The following is a 19528-nucleotide window of genomic DNA, read 5'->3' as shown; positions in this document are numbered from 1 at the left end:
TCTGGGTGAGACGGCGCAGCAAACCTCCACGCCTTATAAACGCTAGAATATGATAGCACAATCAAATGGGAATTGCAACACTTTTTTCGAGAAAATTTTCAAGGATTTTTCCTTTACACCTCCACCGCCTGGTCGATGGCAAAAAACCACAGGCAGCGGCGGGCCACCGGCTTCCCGGTAATCTCCTCCAGGGCCCGGCTGTAGGCGGTGAGCTGGGGCCGGTATTCCTCCGCCCGCTCCGCCACCGTGCGGCGGGTCACCCGGTCGGTTTTGAAGTCCACCACCGTGATGCCCTCCAGGGTCTCGAAATAGCAGTCCACCACGCCCTGGAGCAGCACCTGCTCCCCTTCCTCCGCCTCTTGATAGTAGTCCGCCGCCGGCACCAGGATGGAGAACTTGAACTCCCGCCGCAGGGAGGTGGAGGCCATCAGTTCCCGCCCCAGGCCGGAGGAGAAAAACGCCGCGATGCGCTCCGGGTCCACCGCCTCCCCCTGCTGGGGGGTGAGAAAGGCCTGTTCCACCAGACGGTGGATCTCCTCAGCCACCCCCTCCGCCGTCTCCGCCCGCTCAAAGTCGATGTACTGCATCACCAGGTGGAGGGCGGTGCCCCGCTGGGCCGGGGTGAGGCCGAACTCCTCGGCGGCAAACCGGGGCCTGCCGAAGGTCAGGGGCCGGGGCGGCCTGGGTGCCTCCTCGGTGACCTCCTCGTCCAGGGGCCGCCCCTTGAGCTGGGTGGCGGTGAGCTTGGAGGGCAGCTCCACCTGGGCGGCGTGGGGGTAGATCCAGGCCAGCTTGGCCGCCAGGGCGGCGATCTCCTCTCCGCACCCGGCGGAGTCCTCCGCGCCCTCCGGCTGGAGCTCTGGGGAGTCGAACCCCGACTCCGGTTCCCGCTGGAACTCTGTCCCGTCCACGAAGCGGATGTCCCAGCCGGGGCCGCAGTCCGCCGCCGTCAGGGGCACCTGTGCCCCCGCGGCCCGCCGCAGGGCCTCCCCGTCGGGCCGGGCCAGGGCGGGCAGCAGCACCCACTGCCCCACGCTCTGGCAGCCCACCAGCACCTGGGGCTCCACCGGGCAGGCGGCGTCCCCCGCCAGCTTCTCCAGATCCCGCCCGCCGCCGGTGAGGGCCACCGACAGGATCAGCTTCTCCTTGGCCCGGGTCACGGCCACGTACAGCAGCCGCAGCTCCTCCGCCATCATCTCCAGCTCCAGCTGCCGGGCCACCGCCCGGCGGGCCAGGGTGGGGTACTCCACCCCACGCTCCACGTCCAGCCGCTTGGGGCCCACCCCCAGCTTGGGGTGGAACAGGATGGGGCGGTTCATGTCCTCCCGGTTGAGCCTTCTCGCCAGTCCGCACACCAGCACCACCGGGAACTCCAGGCCCTTGGACTTGTGGATGCTCAGGATGCGCACGCCGCCCCCCTCCCGGCCGGGGGAGGGCAGCACCAGCTTCTCCCCGTTCTCCCGCAGGCGGGTCAGGTAGGACAGAAAGCCGAACAGGCCCTTGTGGCCCGCACCCTCGAACCGGCGGGCCAGCTCCGCCAGGGTGAGCAGGTTGGACTGCCGCTCCTCCCCGCCGCTCATGGCCCCAAAGATGCCCAGCAGGTTGGTGCGGTCGTAGATCTGCCAGATCAGCTCGTGGCTGCTCAGCTCCCCCGCCCCGAAGCGCAGCTCGTCCAGCTCCGCCAGGAAGGCCCGGCTGTCCTCCCCGCCGTCGGCGGCCAGGGCGGCGTAAAAATCGGTGTCCGGGCTGTTGGCCCGCATTTCCGCCAGCCGGTCGGCGGAGAAGCCGTACACCGGGGAGCGGAGCACCGAGATCAGCGGCACGTCCTGCCGGGGGTTGTCCACGATCTGCAGCAGGGACAGGGCCACCGAGATCTCGGTGGAGCCGAAGAAGTCCCCGCCCCCGTCCGCCTCCCAGGGGATGTTCCGCTCCCCCAGGGCCCGGGCGTAGTGGTGGAGTACCGTGCCCGGGGAGCGGAGCAGGATCACAATGTCGGAGGCCCGGACAGGCCGCTCGCCCCCCTCCCCGTCGGACACGGGGAAGCCCCCGTCCATCAGCTCCCGGATGCGTTTGGCGGCAAAGCGGGCCTCCATCAGGTCACGGGGGGGCTTCTCCCCGTCGTCTGTGTCCTCCGCCGAGGCGTCCAGGGCGTCCAGCTCCACCGCGTAGCGGCAGTCGGTCTGGTACTCCGCGCCGGGGTACAGGGCCTCGTCTTCGGTGTAGTCCATCTCACCGAAGGCGGTGGACATGAGGTTGCGGAACAGGAAGTTGGCCCCCTCCAGCACCTCGGGCCGGGAGCGGAAGTTTTTGGACAAAATCAGCCGCCGGGGCTCCCCCTCCGCCGCGCCGGTGTAGTCCGGCCAGGCCCGGTACTTGCCCAGGAAGATGGTGGGGTCGGCCAGGCGGAAGCGGTAGATGGACTGCTTCACGTCCCCCACCAGAAAGAGGTTGGTTCCGTCCTTCGACAGAGCGGTGAAGATGGCGTTCTGCACCTCGTTGGTGTCCTGATACTCGTCCACCATGATCTCGTCGTACCGGGCCGACCACTGGCGGGCCAGCTCGGTGGGGACACCGTCTTCCCCCACCAGGAGCTCCACCGCCATGTGCTCCAGATCCGCGAAGTCCACCATGCCCCGGCGGGCCTTCTCGGCGGTGTAGGCCGACTCGAAGTCCTTCACCAAGGCGAACAGGCCCCGCACCGCCGGGTGGACCGCCCGGAGATCCTCCAGCAGATCCGCCCCGCTGTCCTCAAACCAGCCGCTCAGCTTGTCCATCCGTTTCTTGCAGGCGGCGCGGAGGCGCTTGACCTCCTCCGCCGCGTCGGGGCAGTCCACGATCTTCTTCCGGCCCGCCGTGGGGAACGGGATGGGCAGGGCGGCACGGGCCGCGTCCCAGCCCTCCGCCGCCCCCTTGACGAAGGCGTCCAGCCCCGCCAGAGTGGCGGACAGGCTGGGGCCATAGTTGGCGTCCAGATTGGCGTCGCAGGGGCACAGCTCTAGCGCCCCCGCGATCTTGCTCCGCCAATAGACCCCCTGCCGGGCCGCGTCGTCCAGCAGCAGGCGTCCCCAGGGGGTATCCGCCGGGTCGGCCGCGCCCTCTAGTGTAAAGGCTTTTTCCTGTTCATCCAGCCAGGCGGCGGGGTTGGGGTGGGCCTGCACCCGGCCCCGGATGTCCAGGACGATCTGCATCAGCCGGGAGTCGTCCCGCCCGGCGGCCATGGTGTCCACCAGCTGGGCGAAGTCGCTGCCCGGCACGATGTTCTCATAGCGCCGCTCCAGCACGTCGTTGAGGGCCCGGAGCATGAGGATGCCCGCCTCCCCCTCGTCGCACAGGCGGAAGTCCGGGTCCAAGTCCAGCAGGTGGCCGCACTCCCGCAGCAGCTGGGCGCAAAAGGCGTGGACCGTGGAGATCTGGGCTTTGTAAACCAAAGTCGCCTGACGGCGCAGATGGGCGTCGGTGGGGTGCTCCGCCAGCCGGGCGGACAGCTCCTCCACGATGCGGCCCCGCAGCTCGGCGGCGGCGGCCTTGGTGTAGGTGATCACCAGGAAGCGGTCGATGTCCAGCCCCTCCCCCGTCACCCGGGCCAGGAGCCGCTCCACCAGCACCCGGGTCTTGCCCGACCCGGCCGCGGCGGACACCAGCAGCCCGCCGCCCCGGTTGTCTACCGCAGCCTGCTGTTCGGTTGTCAGGGAGAATGCCATGGGCGCTGCTCCTTTCTGGTGAGTTGTAAAACAATCTGTAGGGGCGGATATCATCCGCCCGCCTGGTGGAGGCCCGGCCTCCCGGCGGGGGCCTGCCCGGCCGGGGCCCCCATTTCTTCCCGAAGAAATGGGGGGAAAGAAGGGCCGGGGGGCTCCGCCCACCCTGGACCCCCCAGTACGGGGGCTCATGGCGGCGGTGGGCTGTGTTTGGCCTGCAAGAACCGGGCTTGCATTGCCGCCCGTCCTATCGGCAATCACGTTACAGGCGCTGCCGCGCCTCGGGTGGCACGCATCGCGGTTACCCTGCAAGCCCTGCAAAGGGCTGCGCTATACCAGCTGGGCCCGCCGGGCCGCCGCCGGTACCATGCCTCCGAAATACCATGGTGTTTATGGCGGCTTGAAAACGGCGCGTCAAGGATGCCGCGCCCTACATCGTCGGCCCAAGCTACGGATCGTTCGCTTCCGGGCAAGCCCGAAAGCTCATTCCCTCCGCTGGGCCTCCTCTCCCCACGACGACCACTCCGTTGGGTCGCCGCGGGGGCCCCAATTTTTACGCCCGCTCCGAGCGGCGGAGGCGTTACGAAGTAAGCCTTCGCCGCCGGTGAATTACCTGTAGAACAGCTCGGGGGAAATTCCAAGAAGGGGGAATCGCAATTCCCCCTTCTTGGTCGATCTAAGGGGTGGGTGCAGGGCGGGGGAACTCGAAATCCCCCGCCCTGCCCTTTCTTTCCCCCCACTTTCTTTGGAAAGAAAGTGGGGCCGCCGGAGGCCGGGCCTCCACCGGGCGGGCGACCACAGGTCGCCCCTACCGGATAACCTCCCGGTGGTCGGAACGGCCCACCAGGTAGTCCAGAGACACATTGAAGTAGTCCGCCAGGGCAAGCAGGCCATTGAAATCGGGGTGGCGCGTTCCGTTCTCATAGGCGCGGATCGACCGTTCCGTGACACCGAGTTCCTGTGCGAAGCTTTTTTGTGTATAGCCCTTTTCTTTTCTCAGGGCGCTAAGCCGCTGACCAAAATTCATCATGATTCACCCACCTATTGACAGGCACAATAAGTTCCTGTATAATATAGGCACAATTTGTTCCTGTTTGGAGGTATGTAATATGTTTGACCTATCAGAATTGGAAAACCTGCTACCCGACGAACCCTCTCCAGAATACAACGAGCAGCTCTCTAAAATCAACGACTACTTAGTACAGATCAAGCCCGAAGTCCCCGCGGGTATCCTGGAACGCCTCTCCACCGAGTACATCCGCCTGAATGAGATCGACGCCAGGGAGATGTTCCTCTCCGGGTTATACCTGGGGGCTAACCTGATTCTTGCCCTCTCGCAACCGCCTGCCAGAATTCCTCGCCCGTGACCGAGGGCAGCCAGCGGCGGCAGTCGCCGCCGTGTCCCTCCTCGAAGTGGCAGGCCTCGGCGTAGTCGCACCACTGGCAGGCGTTGTGCTCCGGCCCCCGCCAGAAGGGGTCGGCGGCGATGTTGCCCGCCGCCAGCTCCTGGCCGATCTCCTCCAAAATCCGCCCGGTGTGGCGGGCCAGCTTCCCCAGCCGCTCGGCAGACACCAGGGCCTCGCCGGTGATGGCCCCCGCCCGGTTCACCCGCACGGGCAGGAACCGGGGGCCTCCCTCCCCCAGCTCCTCCATGGCGGAGAGCACCTCCGGATCGTCCAGCACGATGCCCTTCCGCCGCAGCTCGGCGTCCACCTTCCTGCGGCGCTCGGCCTCGGTCATGGCCCGGCTGCCCGCCACCACCGCCTCCCGGGCGGGCAGGTAGAGCACGCCGGCCGGCTCGATCTGCTTTCCGTACAGGACCTCCCCCTCGTCGGCCAGGGTGAACAGGTAGAGCAGCATCTGCAGGCCCATGCCGTTCCAGATATCTGTTAAGTCAAAGGACTTGCGCCCCGTCTTGTAGTCCACCACCCGCAGGCAGAGCTTTCCGTCGTGCTCCCAGCCGTCCACCCGATCCACAAAGCCGGAGATGCTGACGGTGACCCCGTCCACGGTGAGCTCCACCGGGGGCAGATCCTTCCCCGCGCCAAAGCCCAGTTCGAAGGAGATGGGCTGGAACTGGGAGGCCCGCAGCTCCTCCGCCACATTGTCCACCACGGCGAACACCGATTTCAGCAGGCGGCGGAACAGGTACTGGAACCGGGCGGTCTCGTGCTCCAGCCCGCCCAGCTCCTCGGCCACGTAGCGCTCCACCGCCTCCTGGGCCAAAGCCCGCAGCTCCTCCTGGGAGACCTCCTTCACGCCCCCCCGCGCCTGGCAGGCGCGGAGCACGTGTTCCAGCACGTAGTGGACGAAGGTGCCGTACTCCGGGGCCTGGAACCCAGCGGCCTTGCGGGCCTCGGCCTTCAGGCCGTACTGCATGAAGTAGGAGAAGTGGCAGGACTTGTACTTGTCCATCCGGGAGGCGGACATGGGCACCCGCTTTCCGTAGAGGGCGTCCACCGCCGGGCGGGTGAGGTGTCCCCGGGTGAGCCCGGCGGCCCGCTCCATCCGCCCCACCAGGGGAGCGTAGTCCGGCAGGGTTTTCAGCGCCGCCCCCGCCTGGGGGAAGCGCCCCGCCAGCTCCAGGGCGGGCCGGGGGGCTGCCAGCCGGAAGGAGCCGTCCAGCAGCCCCTCCTCCACCCGTTTCGCATGGGGGAACAGCACCTTTAATTTGGAGAGCAAAAAGGAGGGCCGCTTCTCCTCCCCGTCGGCCCCGGCGGCGGCCCAGCTGACACAGAATCGCTTCTGGGGCAGGGCACAGGCCTCGTAGACGATGGTCATCTCCCGGTACAGCTTGTCGGACAGCCGGGGGGCCAGCTCCAGCCCGTAGGAGGCCAGCAGGCTTCGGTCGTCGTCGTTGAGCAGGCCGGGCGACGGCGCGGCGGCGGGGATGGCCCCGTCGTCCGCCCCCAGCAGGAACACCACCGGGCAGCTCCGGTGGGCCAGGCGGGGCATCTCCCCGGCGCTCACCCGATCCAGGGACACGGGGATGGAGCCCACGTCGTACTGGGAGAGCACCAGGGCGAAGAGCTTGGAGAACTCGTCCAGCTCCATGGGGGCGTCCCCCAGGATCTGGGCGCACTGCTCCAGGCCGCCGCACAGGATGTCCCACAGCTGGGCGTACTCCTCCGCCAGGGCGGCCTGTCCCCGGCGGTTCAGCTCCGCCGTGCGCTCGGCCAGCCGCTCCGGCACCCCCGCCGCCTCCAGAAAGCTGTAAAGGGCAACCGCCTGCCCCCGCCCCGTCCTGTCCGGGTTCTTGCGCAGGGCCTCCAGGGGGGCGGCCACCTGCTTCCGCAGGGCGTTGAGCCGGGAGAGCAGGGCGGTGTCCTCCTCGGTGAAGGTGCGGCCGTAGCCCTTGGGGTGGTTGGCCCAGTCCCGCTTGGCCGTCCAGGCGCTCCCCTCCAGGTTCCACTTGAGCACGTAGTTCTCCAGCAGATCCACGTCCTCCGCCGACAGGGCGGTGAGGCCGGTTTTCAGGTAGCGGAACACATCGTCGTAGCGGTAGCCCCCGGCGGCGGCCTCCAGGGCGGAGGTGATCAGGGCCAGGATGGGCTTCTGGAGAATGTCGCTCATGCGGCTGAGGAACACGGGGATGCCGTACCGGGCGAACACCGTCTCGATCAGGGAACCGTAGCCCTCCATGCCTCGGGCGCACACGGCGATGTCCCGGAAGCGGCACCCCTCCTCCCGCACCAGGCGGAGGATCTCCGCCGCCGTCCACTCCACCTCGGAGTAGGGGGAGTTGGCGGTGAACAGGGTGAGGGCGTCCCCCTCCCCCGTCCAGGGGGCGGGCGAGGGGGCAAAGAGCTCCCGCTCCAGATGGGCCAGGGCGGGGGCCTTGGGCCCGGCCTGGCCGGTGCGCACCGCGATTTCCTGGGAAATGCCCCGCTCCTTGGCCAGCCGGAGCAGCTGCCGGGCAGTGCGGCGGGCCGGGGAGAAGATCCCCGCGCCCCCCTCGTCCTCCTCCAGGTGGTCGCAGGTCAGGACCACGGTGACGGAGCCGGCCTTGGCCAGCAGGGCGGAGATCACCTGCCGCTCCTGGGGGGTGAAGTCGGTGAAGCCGTCCAGATAGAAGTCCTTCCCCGCCGCCCAATTCTCTTTGGCGAGCACCTCCGCCAGCCGGGTCAGCTTGTCCCGGGGGTCGGCCCCCTGGCGGGCGGTGAGGGCCTCGTAGGCGCCGTAGATCAGGGACAGGTCGGTGAGCTTGTCCCCCTCCGGCCCCTCCGCGTCCACCCCCGCCGTCCACAGGTGCTCCGGCGTGATGCAGCAGGTTTTCAGCTCCTCCACCGTGGCCAGCAGGCCGGAGAGGAAGGCGGGCTTGCGGGAGGGCCGCTGGTACACCTTCAGCTCCGGCGCCACGGACTTGAGGGCGGCGCACAGCAGCAGGAGCCGCCCGCCCCCATCCAGGGCCGGGGCTGCCAGGCCGCCGTACACCGAGAACACCCGGCTGGCCAGGCGGGTGAAGGAGAGCACCTCCGCATAGAGGGAGACCCGATTGCCCCCCATGGCGCACAGCTGCCGCTCCATGTTGTGGGAGTGCTGCTCCGGCACGATCAGCACCTGGGGCCGGTCGCATTGGGCGGCGATGGTCTCCAGCAGGGCGTGGGTCTTGCCCGTCCCCGCCCGGCCCAGCAGCAGCTTCAGCATGGCGCTTCCCTCCTTCCAACGGCGATTTGGTGAAAAATATTATAGCATACCCGCGCGCCCTTGGGCGATGCTCCAGTGAAAATCGCTCCGCTCCAATCAAGAAGTTTCAGCCCAAACAGCTTTACAAAAGCCCACGTCTGGGCAGATGTCCGGTAATCTGCTACTCCCAGGATAGCTCACATCTTCCAGTAGCTTTTCTAAATTCCCAGCGCAAAAAATATCTGTTGTTTTTATCCAGTTTCACCGCTCCCGTGGGTGAGCATCGGTTCAGCCTCAACAGCGGCTGTTTCTTTCCGTCTGATAGCACAATCTCCGCGTCTCCCCTCGACAGATTGCCATGGAAATGAAACTGATAGGACCGGCTTTCCTGAAATCTGGCCATATGCCTGAGCGAACCGGAGCAGGAATCCACAGTCGCGCTTTCTCCATTCTCACTGCGCCGGAATACAAACAGAGCCGCGGCTATCCGTTTCGATGTCAAAAAGCCCTGGCGGTATCCTACATTCAGGAGAGCCAAAAGGGCCGTTACCGAAACAACCGAGAACAAGCAGATACCGATTTTCATGGATACCGCCTCCTGACCTACTATTTTAGCGTATCATATTTCATTACCTATTACAATCATTTCAACCGGGGGAGTTTCCTTTGGTTTCCATCCGCACGTCTGTCTTGCGTCGAGCCCCGAAAGATCCCATGGTACGGCCACGCCCATTCTGTTATACTAACTAAGGAAACCATAGAGGAAGGAGATCTTTCATGCGCTCTATCATTCTCTATATCGCCATGAGCCTGGACGGCTATATCGCCGACCGGGAGGGCGGGGTGGACTGGCTGACCGGCCAGGAGCCCGGCCAGGACATACCGGACAGCTACAGCACCCTGCTGGAGCGGATCGACACCGTGCTTCTGGGGTGGAACACCTACCACCAGCTGACCACCCAGCTCTCGCCGGAGCAGTGGCCCTACGAGGGGCTGGACTGCTATGTATTCACCCACCGGTCTCTCCCGCCAAAGGAGGGGATCACCTTTTCCGATGCCGACCCCTGCGCCCTGGTGCGGGAGCTGAAGGCCCGGCCGGGCAGGGACATCTGGCTGTGCGGCGGGGCCGCCCTGGCCCAGGCCCTGGCGGCGGCCGGCCTCATTGACCGCTACGAGATCACCATCATTCCCACCCTGCTGGGGGGCGGCGTCCCGCTGTTCGGCGCGCTGGAACAGGAGCAGAAGCTCCGCCTGCTCGGCACCGACACCTTCAACGGCATGGCCGAGCTTATTTATGTACCCAGATAAGCAAGACCCGCCGCCCGATTCTGGGCGGCGGGTCTGAGGCTGTCGATAAACCCACCAGCCGAAGGATTCGGAGGGAGGGATAGTGTGAAAGGGAACCGTCAGGGTTCCCTTTCGCGTTGGATCAAACAACTTTTTGAAACTTTTTTGAAGTTTCAAAAAGTTCTGCAGCGTGTCGAAAAACTTTTTCGACACGCTGACCCGCCGCCCGAAATCGGGCGGCGGGTCTGATTTTACTGGATGCCATAGGTCTCCCACAGCGTCAGGGTGTTCTGGATGGTGAGCTTCTCCGCGAAGAGCTCCCGGAACTGGGCGGTCTTCTGCTTCCCTTCGGCCTTGAGGGCCTCCATCCGGGCAGTGACCTCCCCCTGGCGGGCCATCAGGCGCTCCCAGGCGTTTTCAAAGGAAGCCAGCCGCCGGGCGGCCGCGCTCTCCTTCCCCTCGGGAATCTCATACGTCCCGTCCGGGCCGGATACCGTGATGCGCTCCATACCCTTACCCGATTACTGCGGATTGAGGGTGTAGTTGGGGGCTTCCTTGGTGATATAGATGTCGTGGGGGTGGGACTCCTTCAGGCCGGCGGAGGTGATCTGCATGAACTGGGCCTTGGACTGGAGCTCCTCCACTGTGTGGCAGCCGGTGTAGCCCATGCCGGCCCGCAGGCCGCCCATCAGCTGGTAGATGGTGTCGCCGGTCAGTCCCTTATAGGGCACGCGGCCCTCCACGCCCTCGGGCACCAGCTTCTTGTTGTTCTGCTGGAAGTAGCGGTCCTTGGAGCCGCAGGCCATGGCGCCCAGAGAGCCCATGCCGCGGTAGACCTTGAACTGGCGGCCCTGGTAGACCTCGGTGTCGCCGGGGGACTCCTCACAGCCGGCCAGCAGGGAGCCCAGCATGACCACGTTGGCGCCGGCGGCCAGAGCCTTGGCGATGTCGCCGGAGTACTTCACGCCGCCGTCGGCGATGATGGGCACGCCGTACTCGGCGGCCACGCAGGCGGCGTCGTAGACGGCGGTGATCTGGGGCACGCCGATGCCGGCCACCACGCGGGTGGTGCAGATGGAGCCGGGGCCGATGCCGATCTTCACGCAGTCGGCGCCCGCCTCAATGAGGGCGCGGGTGCCCTCGGCGGTGGCCACGTTGCCGGCGATGAGCTGCACGTCGGGGTACAGGGCCTTCACCCGGCGCACGCAGTCCAGGATGTTGTGGGAGTGGCCGTGGGCGGAGTCCAGGCAGAGCACGTCCACACCGGCCTCCACCAGGGCCCGCACGCGATCCAGCACGTCGGCGGTGACGCCGATGGCGGCGCCCACCAGCAGGCGGCCCTTCTCGTCACGGGCGGAGTTGGGGTACACGGTGGCCTTCTCGATGTCCTTGATGGTGATGAGGCCCTTCAGGTGGTAGTTGTCGTCCACGATGGGCAGCTTCTCGATCTTGTGGCGGCGGAGGATCTCCTTGGCCTCCTCCAGGGTGACGCCCTCCTTGGCGGTGACCAGGTTCTCCTTGGTCATCACGTTGTCCACCAGCTGGCTCATGTCGGTCTCAAACTTCATGTCCCGGTTGGTGATGATGCCGATGAGCTTGCCGTCCTTGCAGATGGGCACGCCGGAGATGCGGTACTTGGCCATGAGCTCGTCGGCCTCGGCCAGGGTGTGGCCGGGGGCCAGCCAGAAGGGGTTGGTGATGACGCCGTTCTCACTGCGCTTCACCATGTCCACCTGCTCGGCCTGGGCGCCGATGGACATGTTCTTGTGGATGATGCCGATGCCGCCCTCCCGGGCGATGGCGATGGCCATGCGGTACTCGGTAACGGTATCCATGGCCGCGCTCATCAGGGGGATGTTCAGCCTGATCTTGCGGGTGAGCTGGGTGTGCAGATCAATGTCTGCGGGCAGGACGTCGCTCTCCGCGGGGATAAGCAGCACGTCGTCGAAGGTGAGGCCCTGCCGGGTGAACTTCTGGCGCTCGTCAGTGTTGACCATATCGCATCTCCTTTATCTTTCTCTCAGAATCTCAAAAGCTGAAATTTTATCTATTTTACTCGATGCCCCTCCGTCTGTCAAGGGGTGATGTGGGACAGCTCCACCGCGCCGTCAAAGCGGCTCTTTCCGGCCGGATCCGCGCCGTGGACATACCAGATTCCGTCCTCCTGCCCGGCGCAGAGCTCAATGGTCTCCCCCGCCCGGCACTCGGCCAGATAACCCACCTGGAGGGAGGACACATACCGCTCGGGGCCCAGGTTCTCCATGTGGAGGGCGTCGCAGATGAAGTCCACGTAGCGCACGTTGTTCACGTGGCCGTTGACGTCGGTGTCGCTGTAGTGGAGGGCACGGCTCTCCACGTGCTCCATGTGCGCCGGCAGGTGGAGGCCGGAGAGGGTGCGGCTCTTGCACAGCTCCCCGCCGTCGGTGCCCTGAAACTCGTCCACCCTGCTCATGCGGAAAATCCGGTGGGTGTCTGCGTCGGCCAGCACCCAGGTGGACACCGCCTCCCCCACCGGCTTTCCCTCCACATACAGGTCAAAGTCCCGGTAGGTGGACGCCCCCCGGGCGCCCCGGTGCCAGGTGCGGATGGTAACCCGATCCCCCCAGCTCAGGGGCCGGTTCAGGCGGTACCACATCCGAACCAGCATCCAGAAGCAGTGGTACTTGGCCATGGTCTCGTCCCGGGAGACGTGGAGGGCGCAGGCCGCCTCCACCGCCGCCTCCTGGAGGGCGCCCAGCAGGCCAGAGGGGCGGCAGTGGTACCAGGGATCGATGTCCCGGGAGTCCACCAGGTATTCCTTTTCGTAGTACATCAGCGCCGCCCCCTATGCCTGGCCATGGATGACCAGCTTGTCCTTGCAGCAGATGTCGTCGATGTCGCTGGCGGTGGCCGCCGGGATGCGCATGGCTCCGCCGCAGTCGGCGCAGAACAGATCCACCGAGCTGTAGTTGACCTGGAGCTTCCAGTTGTGGGAGCCGCAGGTGCAGGAGATGCCGCCCCGCTGGGCGATGTCCTTGATCTCGGAGAGCACCTCGTGCATCACCAGCTCGTCCAGGAAGGTGCCCTTCTCCCCTGCCTGGGCCTCCAGCTTGTCCACCGCCTCCTCCAGGCGCTTCAGGGCGGCGAACACCGGCCCCTCCTCCCCCACATAGCAGCAGTCCAGCCCGGAGGCGGCGCAGGAGAAGGCCAGCACCTTCTCGTGGAGGAAGGCGTGGGAGGAGCATGTGACGCTGTGATCCTTGCCGCAGAACAGGCAGGGCACGGTGAGGCGCACCCGGTCGCCCATCATCTCCACCCGCAGGGAGGATTTGCCGCAGGGGCAGGGCAGCTCGTTGGCGGATGCCGCCAGCTGGAAAATGCTGCGCTCCACCGCGACGCTCTGCCGGCAGGACGGGCAGAGATAGGCCAGGGTGCGCTTGGCTTGCTCAACCATGAAAAACCTCCTAAAATTTCGCGCAGGATGTTGTTTTTATTATAGCGCAAACCGCCCCGTTTGACCAGCGTATCCGGGAACAAAATCCGTCCTCATATTTTCCCGCCTTTTCGTTCAAAATAGCACCATCCTGTGAGAAAAGGAGGCGGCGCGGTGGAATCGAAAAAGCGGGGGCGGCAGACCGTCGCCCTGTCCCATCCGCCCGCTGTGGCGGGCTTTGCCAGCATTGTGGGCAAAAAAGAGGGGGACGGCCCCCTGGCAGACACCTTCGACCTGGTGAACCAGGACGACACCTTTGGGGAGAAGAGCTGGGAGAAGGCGGAGAGCGCCATGCAGAAGCTGGCCCTGTCCACCGCTCTGGACAAGGCGGGGCTGTCCGCCTCCCGCCTGGACTATATCCTGGCGGGAGATCTGCTCAACCAGTGCATCGGCACCGGCTTTGCCCTCCGGGGACAGGACGTGCCCTTTTACGGTCTGTACGGGGCCTGCTCCACCATGGCGGAGAGCCTGTCCCTGGCGGCCCTGCTGCTGGACGGGGGCTTCGGCAGCTGTGCCGCCGCCATGACCTCCTCCCACTTCTGCTCCGCCGAGCGGCAGTACCGTACCCCCCTGGAGTACGGCGGCCAGCGCACCCCCACCGCACAGTGGACGGTGACCGGCTCGGGCTGTGTGATCCTGTCCGCCGAAGGGGCGTGCCCCAGGGTGACCCACGTAACCACGGGGAAAATCGTGGACAAGGGCATCAGGGACGCCAACAACATGGGGGCGGCCATGGCCCCGGCGGCCTATGAGACGATCAAGGCCCATCTGGAGGATCTGGGGCGGAAACCGTCGGACTACGATCTGATCCTCACCGGCGATCTGGGCAGCCTGGGCAAGGAGATCCTGCTGGATCTCTTTCACCGGGACGGGGTGGAGCTGCCCAATCTGGAGGACTGCGGCGTGCTCATCTACGACGCGGAGAAGCAGGACGTACACTGCGGCGGATCGGGCTGCGGCTGCTCTGCCGTGGTGCTCTGCGGGCTGATCCTCAACGGGATGAACCAGGGGCGCTGGAAAAAGCTGCTCTTCTGCGGCACCGGGGCCCTGCTCTCCCCCACCTCCACCCAGCAGGGGGAGAGCATCCCCTGTATCTGCCATGCAGCGGCCCTGGAAGGGCCGAAGGATTGAGGTGTCTGAAATGGAAATCTTCTGGGAATATGCCCGCGCCTTCCTGTGCGGGGGCGTGCTCTGCCTGATCGGGCAGGTGCTCATCGACAAGACCAAGCTGACCCCCGCCCGCATCCTGGTGCTCTATGTGGTGTCCGGGGTGGTGCTGGGGGGCCTGGGCATCTACAAATATATCGCCCAGTTCGGCGGCGCGGGGGCCACGGTGCCCCTCACCGGCTTCGGCTGGCTGCTGGCCAAGGGCACCGCCAAGGCGGTGTCCGAGCAGGGGGTGCTGGGGGCACTCACCGGCGGCGTCACCGCCGCGGCGGGGGGGATCGCCGCCGCCGTGTTCTTCGGATTGCTGGCGGCCCTGATCTTCAAGCCAAAATCCAAATCATAGCATAAGTCAAGGGGACGCTGTACGGATCAGCGTCCCCTTGGTCTGTCAGCGTGTTCTGTTCAAGCCTCCGCCAGCCACTCGTAGGCCAGGCGGGGGGTGCCGTCCTCCACCCAAATGGTGCCGCAGGGGACAAAACCGTGCTTGAGGATCAGATACTGCATCACCCCGTTGTCCCGATGGGTGTCAATGCGCAGATGGTTCACACGGGCCCTGCAGAAGTCCATGCAGGCGGCAAACAGGCCGGGCACCGCCCCGTCGCTGGCCACCCGGTGGATGGTGCCGTAGGGGGTGTCAGAGCGCCAGGCCCCCTGGATCTCCCGGTAGTTGGCCTCCTCCCCCAGCTGGAGGACAAAGGCCCCGTGGACGGCCCCGTCCGGCGCCCAGACGTACAGCTGCCCCTTGCCGATGTCCTCCTCCAGATCCTCGGTCAGGGGATAGCGGTCGCTCCACTGGGTGGGGTTTCCGTTTTCGGCCATGAAGCGGCGGGCGGCCGCGTAGACCGGGCCCAGGGCGGGCAGATCCTCGGGTGTTGCAGTTCGTATCATGGGTAAATACCTCCGTTATTCGGACAGGGTGAGGCCGGAGGCCCTGGCGGCGGCCTCCAGCACATGGCGGGCCAGCACGGTGGTGGTCACCGCGCCCACACCGCCGGGCACAGGGGTGATGGCCCGAACCACATCCTGAGCGGCGGCGAAATCCACGTCCCCCGTCAGGCTGCCGTCCTCATCCACGTTGATGCCCACGTCGATCACCACCTGGCCGGGGGCCAGGTGATCCGCGCCGATCACCTTTGCCTTTCCGGCGGCGGCGATGAGCACCTCCGCCCGGCGGCACTCGGCGGCCAGATCGGCGGTGCGGGTGTGGCAGAGGGTGACGGTGGCGTTGCGCCCCAGCAGCAGCATGGCCGCCGGTCTGCCGATCACCAGGCTGCGGCCAACCACCACCGCCCGCCTGCCGGTGAGATCATATCCATAGTAGTCCAGCAGCTCCATGCAGGCCTGGGCGGTGCAGGGGGGATAGCCCAGCTGGTCGCCGGAGAACACCGACGCCAGAGAGCCGGGTGTGATGCCGTCCACATCCTTGGCCGGAGAGAGGGCGGCGCACACCGCGCCCTCATCCATGTGGCGGGGCAGTGGGCGGAACAGCAGGCAGCCGTGGATATCCGGCGCCCTGTTGATCTGCCGGAGCAGCGCTGTCAGCTCCTCCTGGGAGGCATCCTCCGACAGGATAAACCGCTTGACAGCGATGCCCACCTTCTCGCACCGCTTCACGGCCCCCCGCTCATAGGACAGATCCTCCGGCCGCTCCCCCACCCGGACAATGGCCAGGGTGGGAACCACGCCGGCCTGCCGCAGGGCGGCGGCCTGGACGGCCAGCTTCTCCGTCAGGGCCGCCGCCGCCGGCGCGCCCTTCCACAACTCTGCCATCAGGAAAACCTCCCCATGACCGCCTCGTAGACCTGCTCGGCGATTTTCCAGTACTGATTCACCAGTTGGTCGGCCTCGCGGTTCATGGCCTCGGCATAGGCCCGGTCGGCCATGCTCTTGGTGTTCACCTTCACGTTGAGGCAGGCGCCGTACAGGGCACTCCAGCAGAATATGACGCCCGTGCCCACGTCGGAGAGCATCATGGCGCTGCCCTTGTCCAGCATCTCTCTGTGAAGGTCAATCGCTTCACAGCTCAGGCGGAGGATCTCCATGGGAGCGGCGGCCGCGTCCCGCAGGCACTGCTCCATGATCTCTCCCCGCCTGGGGTCGTCCTTGGGGATGGAATATGCCCTGGACAGGGGTTCAAAGGCGGCGGCATCCGCGTCCACCAGGGCCAGCAGCCTGGCCCGGATGTCCTCCGCCTTTGCCATGAGGGCCTTCACGTCCTCCTCCACCCCGGCATATTTCTTCTTGCCCACCGTGTAGTTGCCCACCATGGTGCACAGGGCAGTCCCCAGGGCCCCCACCAGGGCGGAAGCGCCGCCGCCGCCGGGTGTGGGCGCCTTGGAGGCTAGCGCGTCCAGAAACGCGCCGCAGGTCTGGTTGGCGGTATCCATTGTATTCACTCCTCATTTGACCGGGCGGCCAGAGGCCGCCCCTACAAGTGGGATGTAGGGGCGGTCTGTGGTCGCCCGTGCATGCAGCATACGTTCAGAACAGCCCGGAGATTCTGCCGTTCTCGTCCGGCCCCGGCGGGGAATCTCCCCGCCGGGGACCCCATTGAAACCAACCGGCCGGAAATCAATTCCGTCCGGTTCAAGGTTTTGGCTGCGCCAAAACGCTTGAGCGCCGCACTTGCGGCGTCCCGCCTGCGGCGGGTCCCATTATGCCTGTGTAATCATCCGGGGCTTCAGAACAGCCCGGAGATTTTGCCGTTCTCGTCCACGTCCACCTTCTCGGCGGCGGGTACCTTGGGCAGCCCTGGCATGGCTCCCCACAGAACGGAGTTCTGCGGGGGCCCCGGATAATTTTATCTGCGCGGGCGGAGTGAATCCGCCCGGCATCAAGGTTTTGGCTGCGCCAAAACGCTTGGACGCCGCATCCGCGGCGGACATAACCATGCCGGGATCAGAACAGACCTGAGATCCTGCCGTTCTCGTCCACGTCCACCTTCTCTGCGGCGGGCACCTTGGGCAGTCCCGGCATGGTCATGATGTCACCGGTGAGGGCCACCAGGAACCCGGCTCCGGCGGACACCTTGAGATTGCGCACGGTGACGGTGAAGCCGTCGGGGGCACCCAGCAGGCTCTGGTTGTCGGAGAAGGAGTACTGGGTCTTGGCCATGCAGATGGGCAGATCCCCGAAGCCCAGGGCGGTGAGCTCCGCCGCCTGCTTCTTGGCGGCGGGGGTGAGGACCACGCCGTCGCCGTGGTAGATCTTCTTCACAATGTCGTTGAGCTTGGCCTCGATGGGCTGCTCCAGCTCATAGGCGAAGGAGAAGTGGTTGGGCTCGCCGCACAGGCGGATGACCTCCTGGGCCAGGGCCTCGCCGCCCTCGCCGCCCTTGGCCCACACCTCGGACAGGGCCACGTTGACCCCAAGGGCGCGGCACTTGTCCTCCACCAGGCGCAGTTCCGCCTCGGTGTCGGTGGGGAAGCGGTTGATGGCCACCACGCAGGGCAGACCGTAGACCTTGGTGATGTTCTCCACATGGCGGAGCAGGTTGGGCAGACCGGCCTCCAGGGCGGCCAGGTTCTTCTGGCCCAGCTCGGCCTTGGGGCAGCCGCCGTGGTGCTTCAGGGCCCGGACGGTAGCCACCAGCACCACCGCGTCGGGCTTCAGGCCCGCCAGGCGGCACTTGATGTCCAAAAACTTCTCCGCGCCCAGGTCGGCGCCGAAGCCGGCCTCGGTGACCACGTAGTCCCCCATCTTGAGGGCCACCCGGGTGGCCATGACGGAGTTGCAGCCGTGGGCGATGTTGGCGAAGGGGCCGCCGTGGATGAAGGCGGGGGTGCCCTCCAGAGTCTGAACCAGATTGGGCTTGATGGCGTCCTTGAGCAGGGCGGCCATGGCCCCCTCGGCCTTGAGATCGTGGGCGGTGACGGGAGCCCCGGCGCGGGTATAGGCCACCACCATGCGGCCCAGCCGGGCCTTCAGATCCGCCAGGCCGCCGGCCAGGCAGAGCACCGCCATGATCTCCGAGGCCACGGTGATGTCAAAGCCGTCCTCCCGGGGCACGCCGTTGACCTTGCCCCCCAGGCCGCAGACGATGTTGCGCAGCTGCCGGTCATTCATGTCCACGCAGCGCTTCCAGGTGATGCGCCGCACGTCGATGTCCAGCTCGTTGCCCTGCTGAATGTGGTTGTCCAGCATGGCGGCCAGCAGGTTGTTGGCCGCGCCGATGGCGTGGAAGTCGCCGGTGAAGTGGAGGTTGATGTCCTCCATGGGCACCACCTGGGCATAGCCGCCGCCGGCGGCGCCGCCCTTGACGCCGAACACCGGCCCCAGGGAGGGCTCCCGCAGGGCCACCACGGTGTTCTTGCCCAGCCGGCGCATCCCGTCCGCCAGGCCCACGGTGGTGGTGGTCTTGCCCTCCCCCGCCGGGGTGGGGTTGATGGCCGTCACCAGGATCAGCTTGCCGTCGGGCCTGTCCGCCCGGTCAGCAAGCAGCTTCAGGTCGATCTTGGCCTTGTACTTTCCATAGTACTCCAGGTACTCCTCGTCCACCCCGGCCACCGCCGCGATGTCCCTGATGGGCTTCATGGCACAGGCCTGTGCGATCTCAATATCCGACTTCACTTCCGCATCCACGCTCCTTCATGTTATCTGTTGTGATGATCCGCCAGACGCCCCGTCTGTTTGGAGAACTTAATCGTATCATCCTTTTTCTCCCTTGTCAACCGAGAGCCGTCCGGGGCGGCGGGTACCAAAACCGCCCGCTGCAAGAGCAGCGGGCGGTCTCTGTTTGCACTATTCCTCTTCCAGCACCTGCCGGGCGGTGTCCGCCAGGCTGAGGCGCCCGTCCATGCTCCGGCGTCGGAGCATGCGGTAGGCCTCCTCCTCCGACAGGGCGTGGCGGGCCATCAGCCGCTCCTTGGCCCGGTCGATCAGGGCCTGCTCCCCGGCACTCCGCCGGGGCGGCCGGAGGCGGCCCAGCCGCTCCCCCATGCGCAGGAGCATCTGCACCGACACCACCAGCTCCCGCCGGGTGGCGGGGGCGGGCAGGCGGAACAGGGCCTCGTTCTGGATCAGATCCAGCAGGCCCTGGGATGCCACCACCAGCACGTTGCAGGTATCGTACAGATCCTCCGCCAGCTCCTCCGCCGTGCCGTCCGGGAACTTGTAGCCGCAGACCACGGTGGTGATGCGCTGCTGGCTCACCAGTCGCCGAACCTGGTCGGCGGAACGGCAGAGCAGACAGGAGGCCGTTCCGGCGCTCTCCAGAATCTCCTTCACCCGGCGGCCGTTCTGCTCGCCGGCGAAGGCCACCACCACTGTCTCCATGGCG

Annotated in this window: 18 protein-coding genes; 4 read left to right on the top strand and 14 right to left on the bottom strand. The window is 66.3% G+C overall.

Annotated features, from left to right (window positions below):
• Nucleotides 1–113 precede the first annotated feature (113 nt).
• Together addA and QZ378_RS01025 are read right to left on the bottom strand one after the other, a co-directional pair.
• Nucleotides 114–3701, bottom strand: coding sequence for a helicase-exonuclease AddAB subunit AddA (gene addA / locus QZ378_RS01030; RefSeq protein ID WP_291257014.1), 3588 nt, complete (start codon nt 3699–3701; stop codon nt 114–116).
• Nucleotides 3702–4506: 805 nt separating this feature from the next.
• Nucleotides 4507–4728, bottom strand: a complete 222-nt coding sequence (locus tag QZ378_RS01025) for a helix-turn-helix transcriptional regulator (protein ID WP_291257013.1) — start codon at nt 4726–4728, stop codon at nt 4507–4509.
• 79 nt (nt 4729–4807) lie between these two features.
• Between QZ378_RS01025 and QZ378_RS01020 the strand changes: the two genes are divergently transcribed.
• Nucleotides 4808–5065, top strand: coding sequence for a hypothetical protein (locus QZ378_RS01020; RefSeq protein WP_191380546.1), 258 nt, complete (start codon nt 4808–4810; stop codon nt 5063–5065).
• Here QZ378_RS01020 and QZ378_RS01015 read toward each other — a convergent pair.
• Nucleotides 5013–8345, bottom strand: coding sequence for a PD-(D/E)XK nuclease family protein (locus QZ378_RS01015; protein WP_291257012.1), 3333 nt, complete (start codon nt 8343–8345; stop codon nt 5013–5015). The genes QZ378_RS01020 and QZ378_RS01015 overlap by 53 nt on opposite strands.
• Nucleotides 8346–8505: 160 nt before the next feature.
• Nucleotides 8506–8910: a hypothetical protein gene (locus QZ378_RS01010; protein WP_191380547.1), complete on the bottom strand. Its 405-nt coding sequence runs from the start codon at nt 8908–8910 to the stop codon at nt 8506–8508.
• Nucleotides 8911–9101: 191 nt separating this feature from the next.
• On the opposite strand from QZ378_RS01010, the gene QZ378_RS01005 reads away from it, so the two are divergent.
• Nucleotides 9102–9632: a dihydrofolate reductase family protein gene (locus QZ378_RS01005; RefSeq protein ID WP_291257011.1), complete on the top strand. Its 531-nt coding sequence runs from the start codon at nt 9102–9104 to the stop codon at nt 9630–9632.
• Between the two features lie 230 nt (nt 9633–9862).
• Here QZ378_RS01005 and QZ378_RS01000 read toward each other — a convergent pair whose 3' ends face one another.
• The 4 genes from QZ378_RS01000 to QZ378_RS00985 all read right to left on the bottom strand — a co-directional run bounded on the left by QZ378_RS01000 (nt 9863) and on the right by QZ378_RS00985 (nt 13044).
• Nucleotides 9863–10120, bottom strand: a complete 258-nt coding sequence (locus tag QZ378_RS01000) for a hypothetical protein (protein ID WP_291257010.1) — start codon at nt 10118–10120, stop codon at nt 9863–9865.
• 12 nt (nt 10121–10132) lie between these two features.
• On the bottom strand, nt 10133–11608 hold the full coding sequence (gene guaB, locus QZ378_RS00995) for an IMP dehydrogenase (RefSeq protein ID WP_087236502.1): 1476 nt from the start codon (nt 11606–11608) through the stop codon (nt 10133–10135).
• A gap of 77 nt (nt 11609–11685) precedes the next feature.
• Nucleotides 11686–12423, bottom strand: a complete 738-nt coding sequence (locus QZ378_RS00990) for an acyl-ACP thioesterase domain-containing protein (protein ID WP_291257009.1) — start codon at nt 12421–12423, stop codon at nt 11686–11688.
• Between the two features lie 12 nt (nt 12424–12435).
• Entirely contained in the window at nt 12436–13044 is a 609-nt protein-coding gene (locus tag QZ378_RS00985; protein WP_191529631.1) for a hypothetical protein, read from the bottom strand.
• A gap of 153 nt (nt 13045–13197) precedes the next feature.
• Between QZ378_RS00985 and spoVAD the strand changes: the two genes are divergently transcribed.
• Entirely contained in the window at nt 13198–14214 is a 1017-nt protein-coding gene (spoVAD, locus tag QZ378_RS00980; protein WP_291257008.1) for a stage V sporulation protein AD, read from the top strand.
• A 10-nt stretch (nt 14215–14224) separates the two neighbouring features.
• Nucleotides 14225–14593: a stage V sporulation protein AE gene (gene spoVAE, locus QZ378_RS00975; protein WP_087236494.1), complete on the top strand. Its 369-nt coding sequence runs from the start codon at nt 14225–14227 to the stop codon at nt 14591–14593.
• A 59-nt stretch (nt 14594–14652) separates the two neighbouring features.
• On the opposite strand, the gene QZ378_RS00970 is transcribed toward spoVAE, so the two are convergent.
• The 6 genes from QZ378_RS00970 to QZ378_RS00950 all read right to left on the bottom strand — a co-directional run bounded on the left by QZ378_RS00970 (nt 14653) and on the right by QZ378_RS00950 (nt 19524).
• Nucleotides 14653–15138 (bottom strand): N-acetyltransferase, encoded by a 486-nt coding sequence (locus QZ378_RS00970; RefSeq protein ID WP_191529633.1) that lies wholly within the window; start codon nt 15136–15138, stop codon nt 14653–14655.
• Nucleotides 15139–15153: 15 nt separating this feature from the next.
• Entirely contained in the window at nt 15154–16020 is an 867-nt protein-coding gene (locus QZ378_RS00965; protein WP_291257007.1) for a tetrahydrofolate dehydrogenase/cyclohydrolase catalytic domain-containing protein, read from the bottom strand.
• The gene (locus QZ378_RS00960; RefSeq protein ID WP_291257006.1) at nt 16020–16637 is read right to left on the bottom strand and encodes a cyclodeaminase/cyclohydrolase family protein; all 618 of its coding nucleotides are present in this window, start codon (nt 16635–16637) and stop codon (nt 16020–16022) included. The genes QZ378_RS00965 and QZ378_RS00960 overlap by 1 nt, the downstream gene beginning before the upstream one ends.
• 293 nt (nt 16638–16930) lie before the next feature.
• A complete protein-coding gene (locus tag QZ378_RS12950; RefSeq protein ID WP_191529653.1) occupies nt 16931–17008 on the bottom strand; it encodes a formate--tetrahydrofolate ligase in 78 nt (25 codons plus the stop codon).
• Between the two features lie 140 nt (nt 17009–17148).
• Entirely contained in the window at nt 17149–18819 is a 1671-nt protein-coding gene (locus QZ378_RS00955) for a formate--tetrahydrofolate ligase (RefSeq protein ID WP_291257005.1), read from the bottom strand.
• A gap of 171 nt (nt 18820–18990) precedes the next feature.
• A complete protein-coding gene (locus QZ378_RS00950; protein WP_191529637.1) occupies nt 18991–19524 on the bottom strand; it encodes an ANTAR domain-containing protein in 534 nt (177 codons plus the stop codon).
• Between the last annotated feature and the right edge of the window lie 4 nt (nt 19525–19528).

The sequence above is a fragment of the Flavonifractor sp. genome (assembly GCF_019422385.1).
Lineage (GTDB): Bacteria > Bacillota > Clostridia > Oscillospirales > Oscillospiraceae > Flavonifractor > Flavonifractor avistercoris.
The sequence above is the reverse complement of the archived record's forward strand: the minus strand, read 5'-3'. Positions and strand labels throughout refer to the sequence as shown.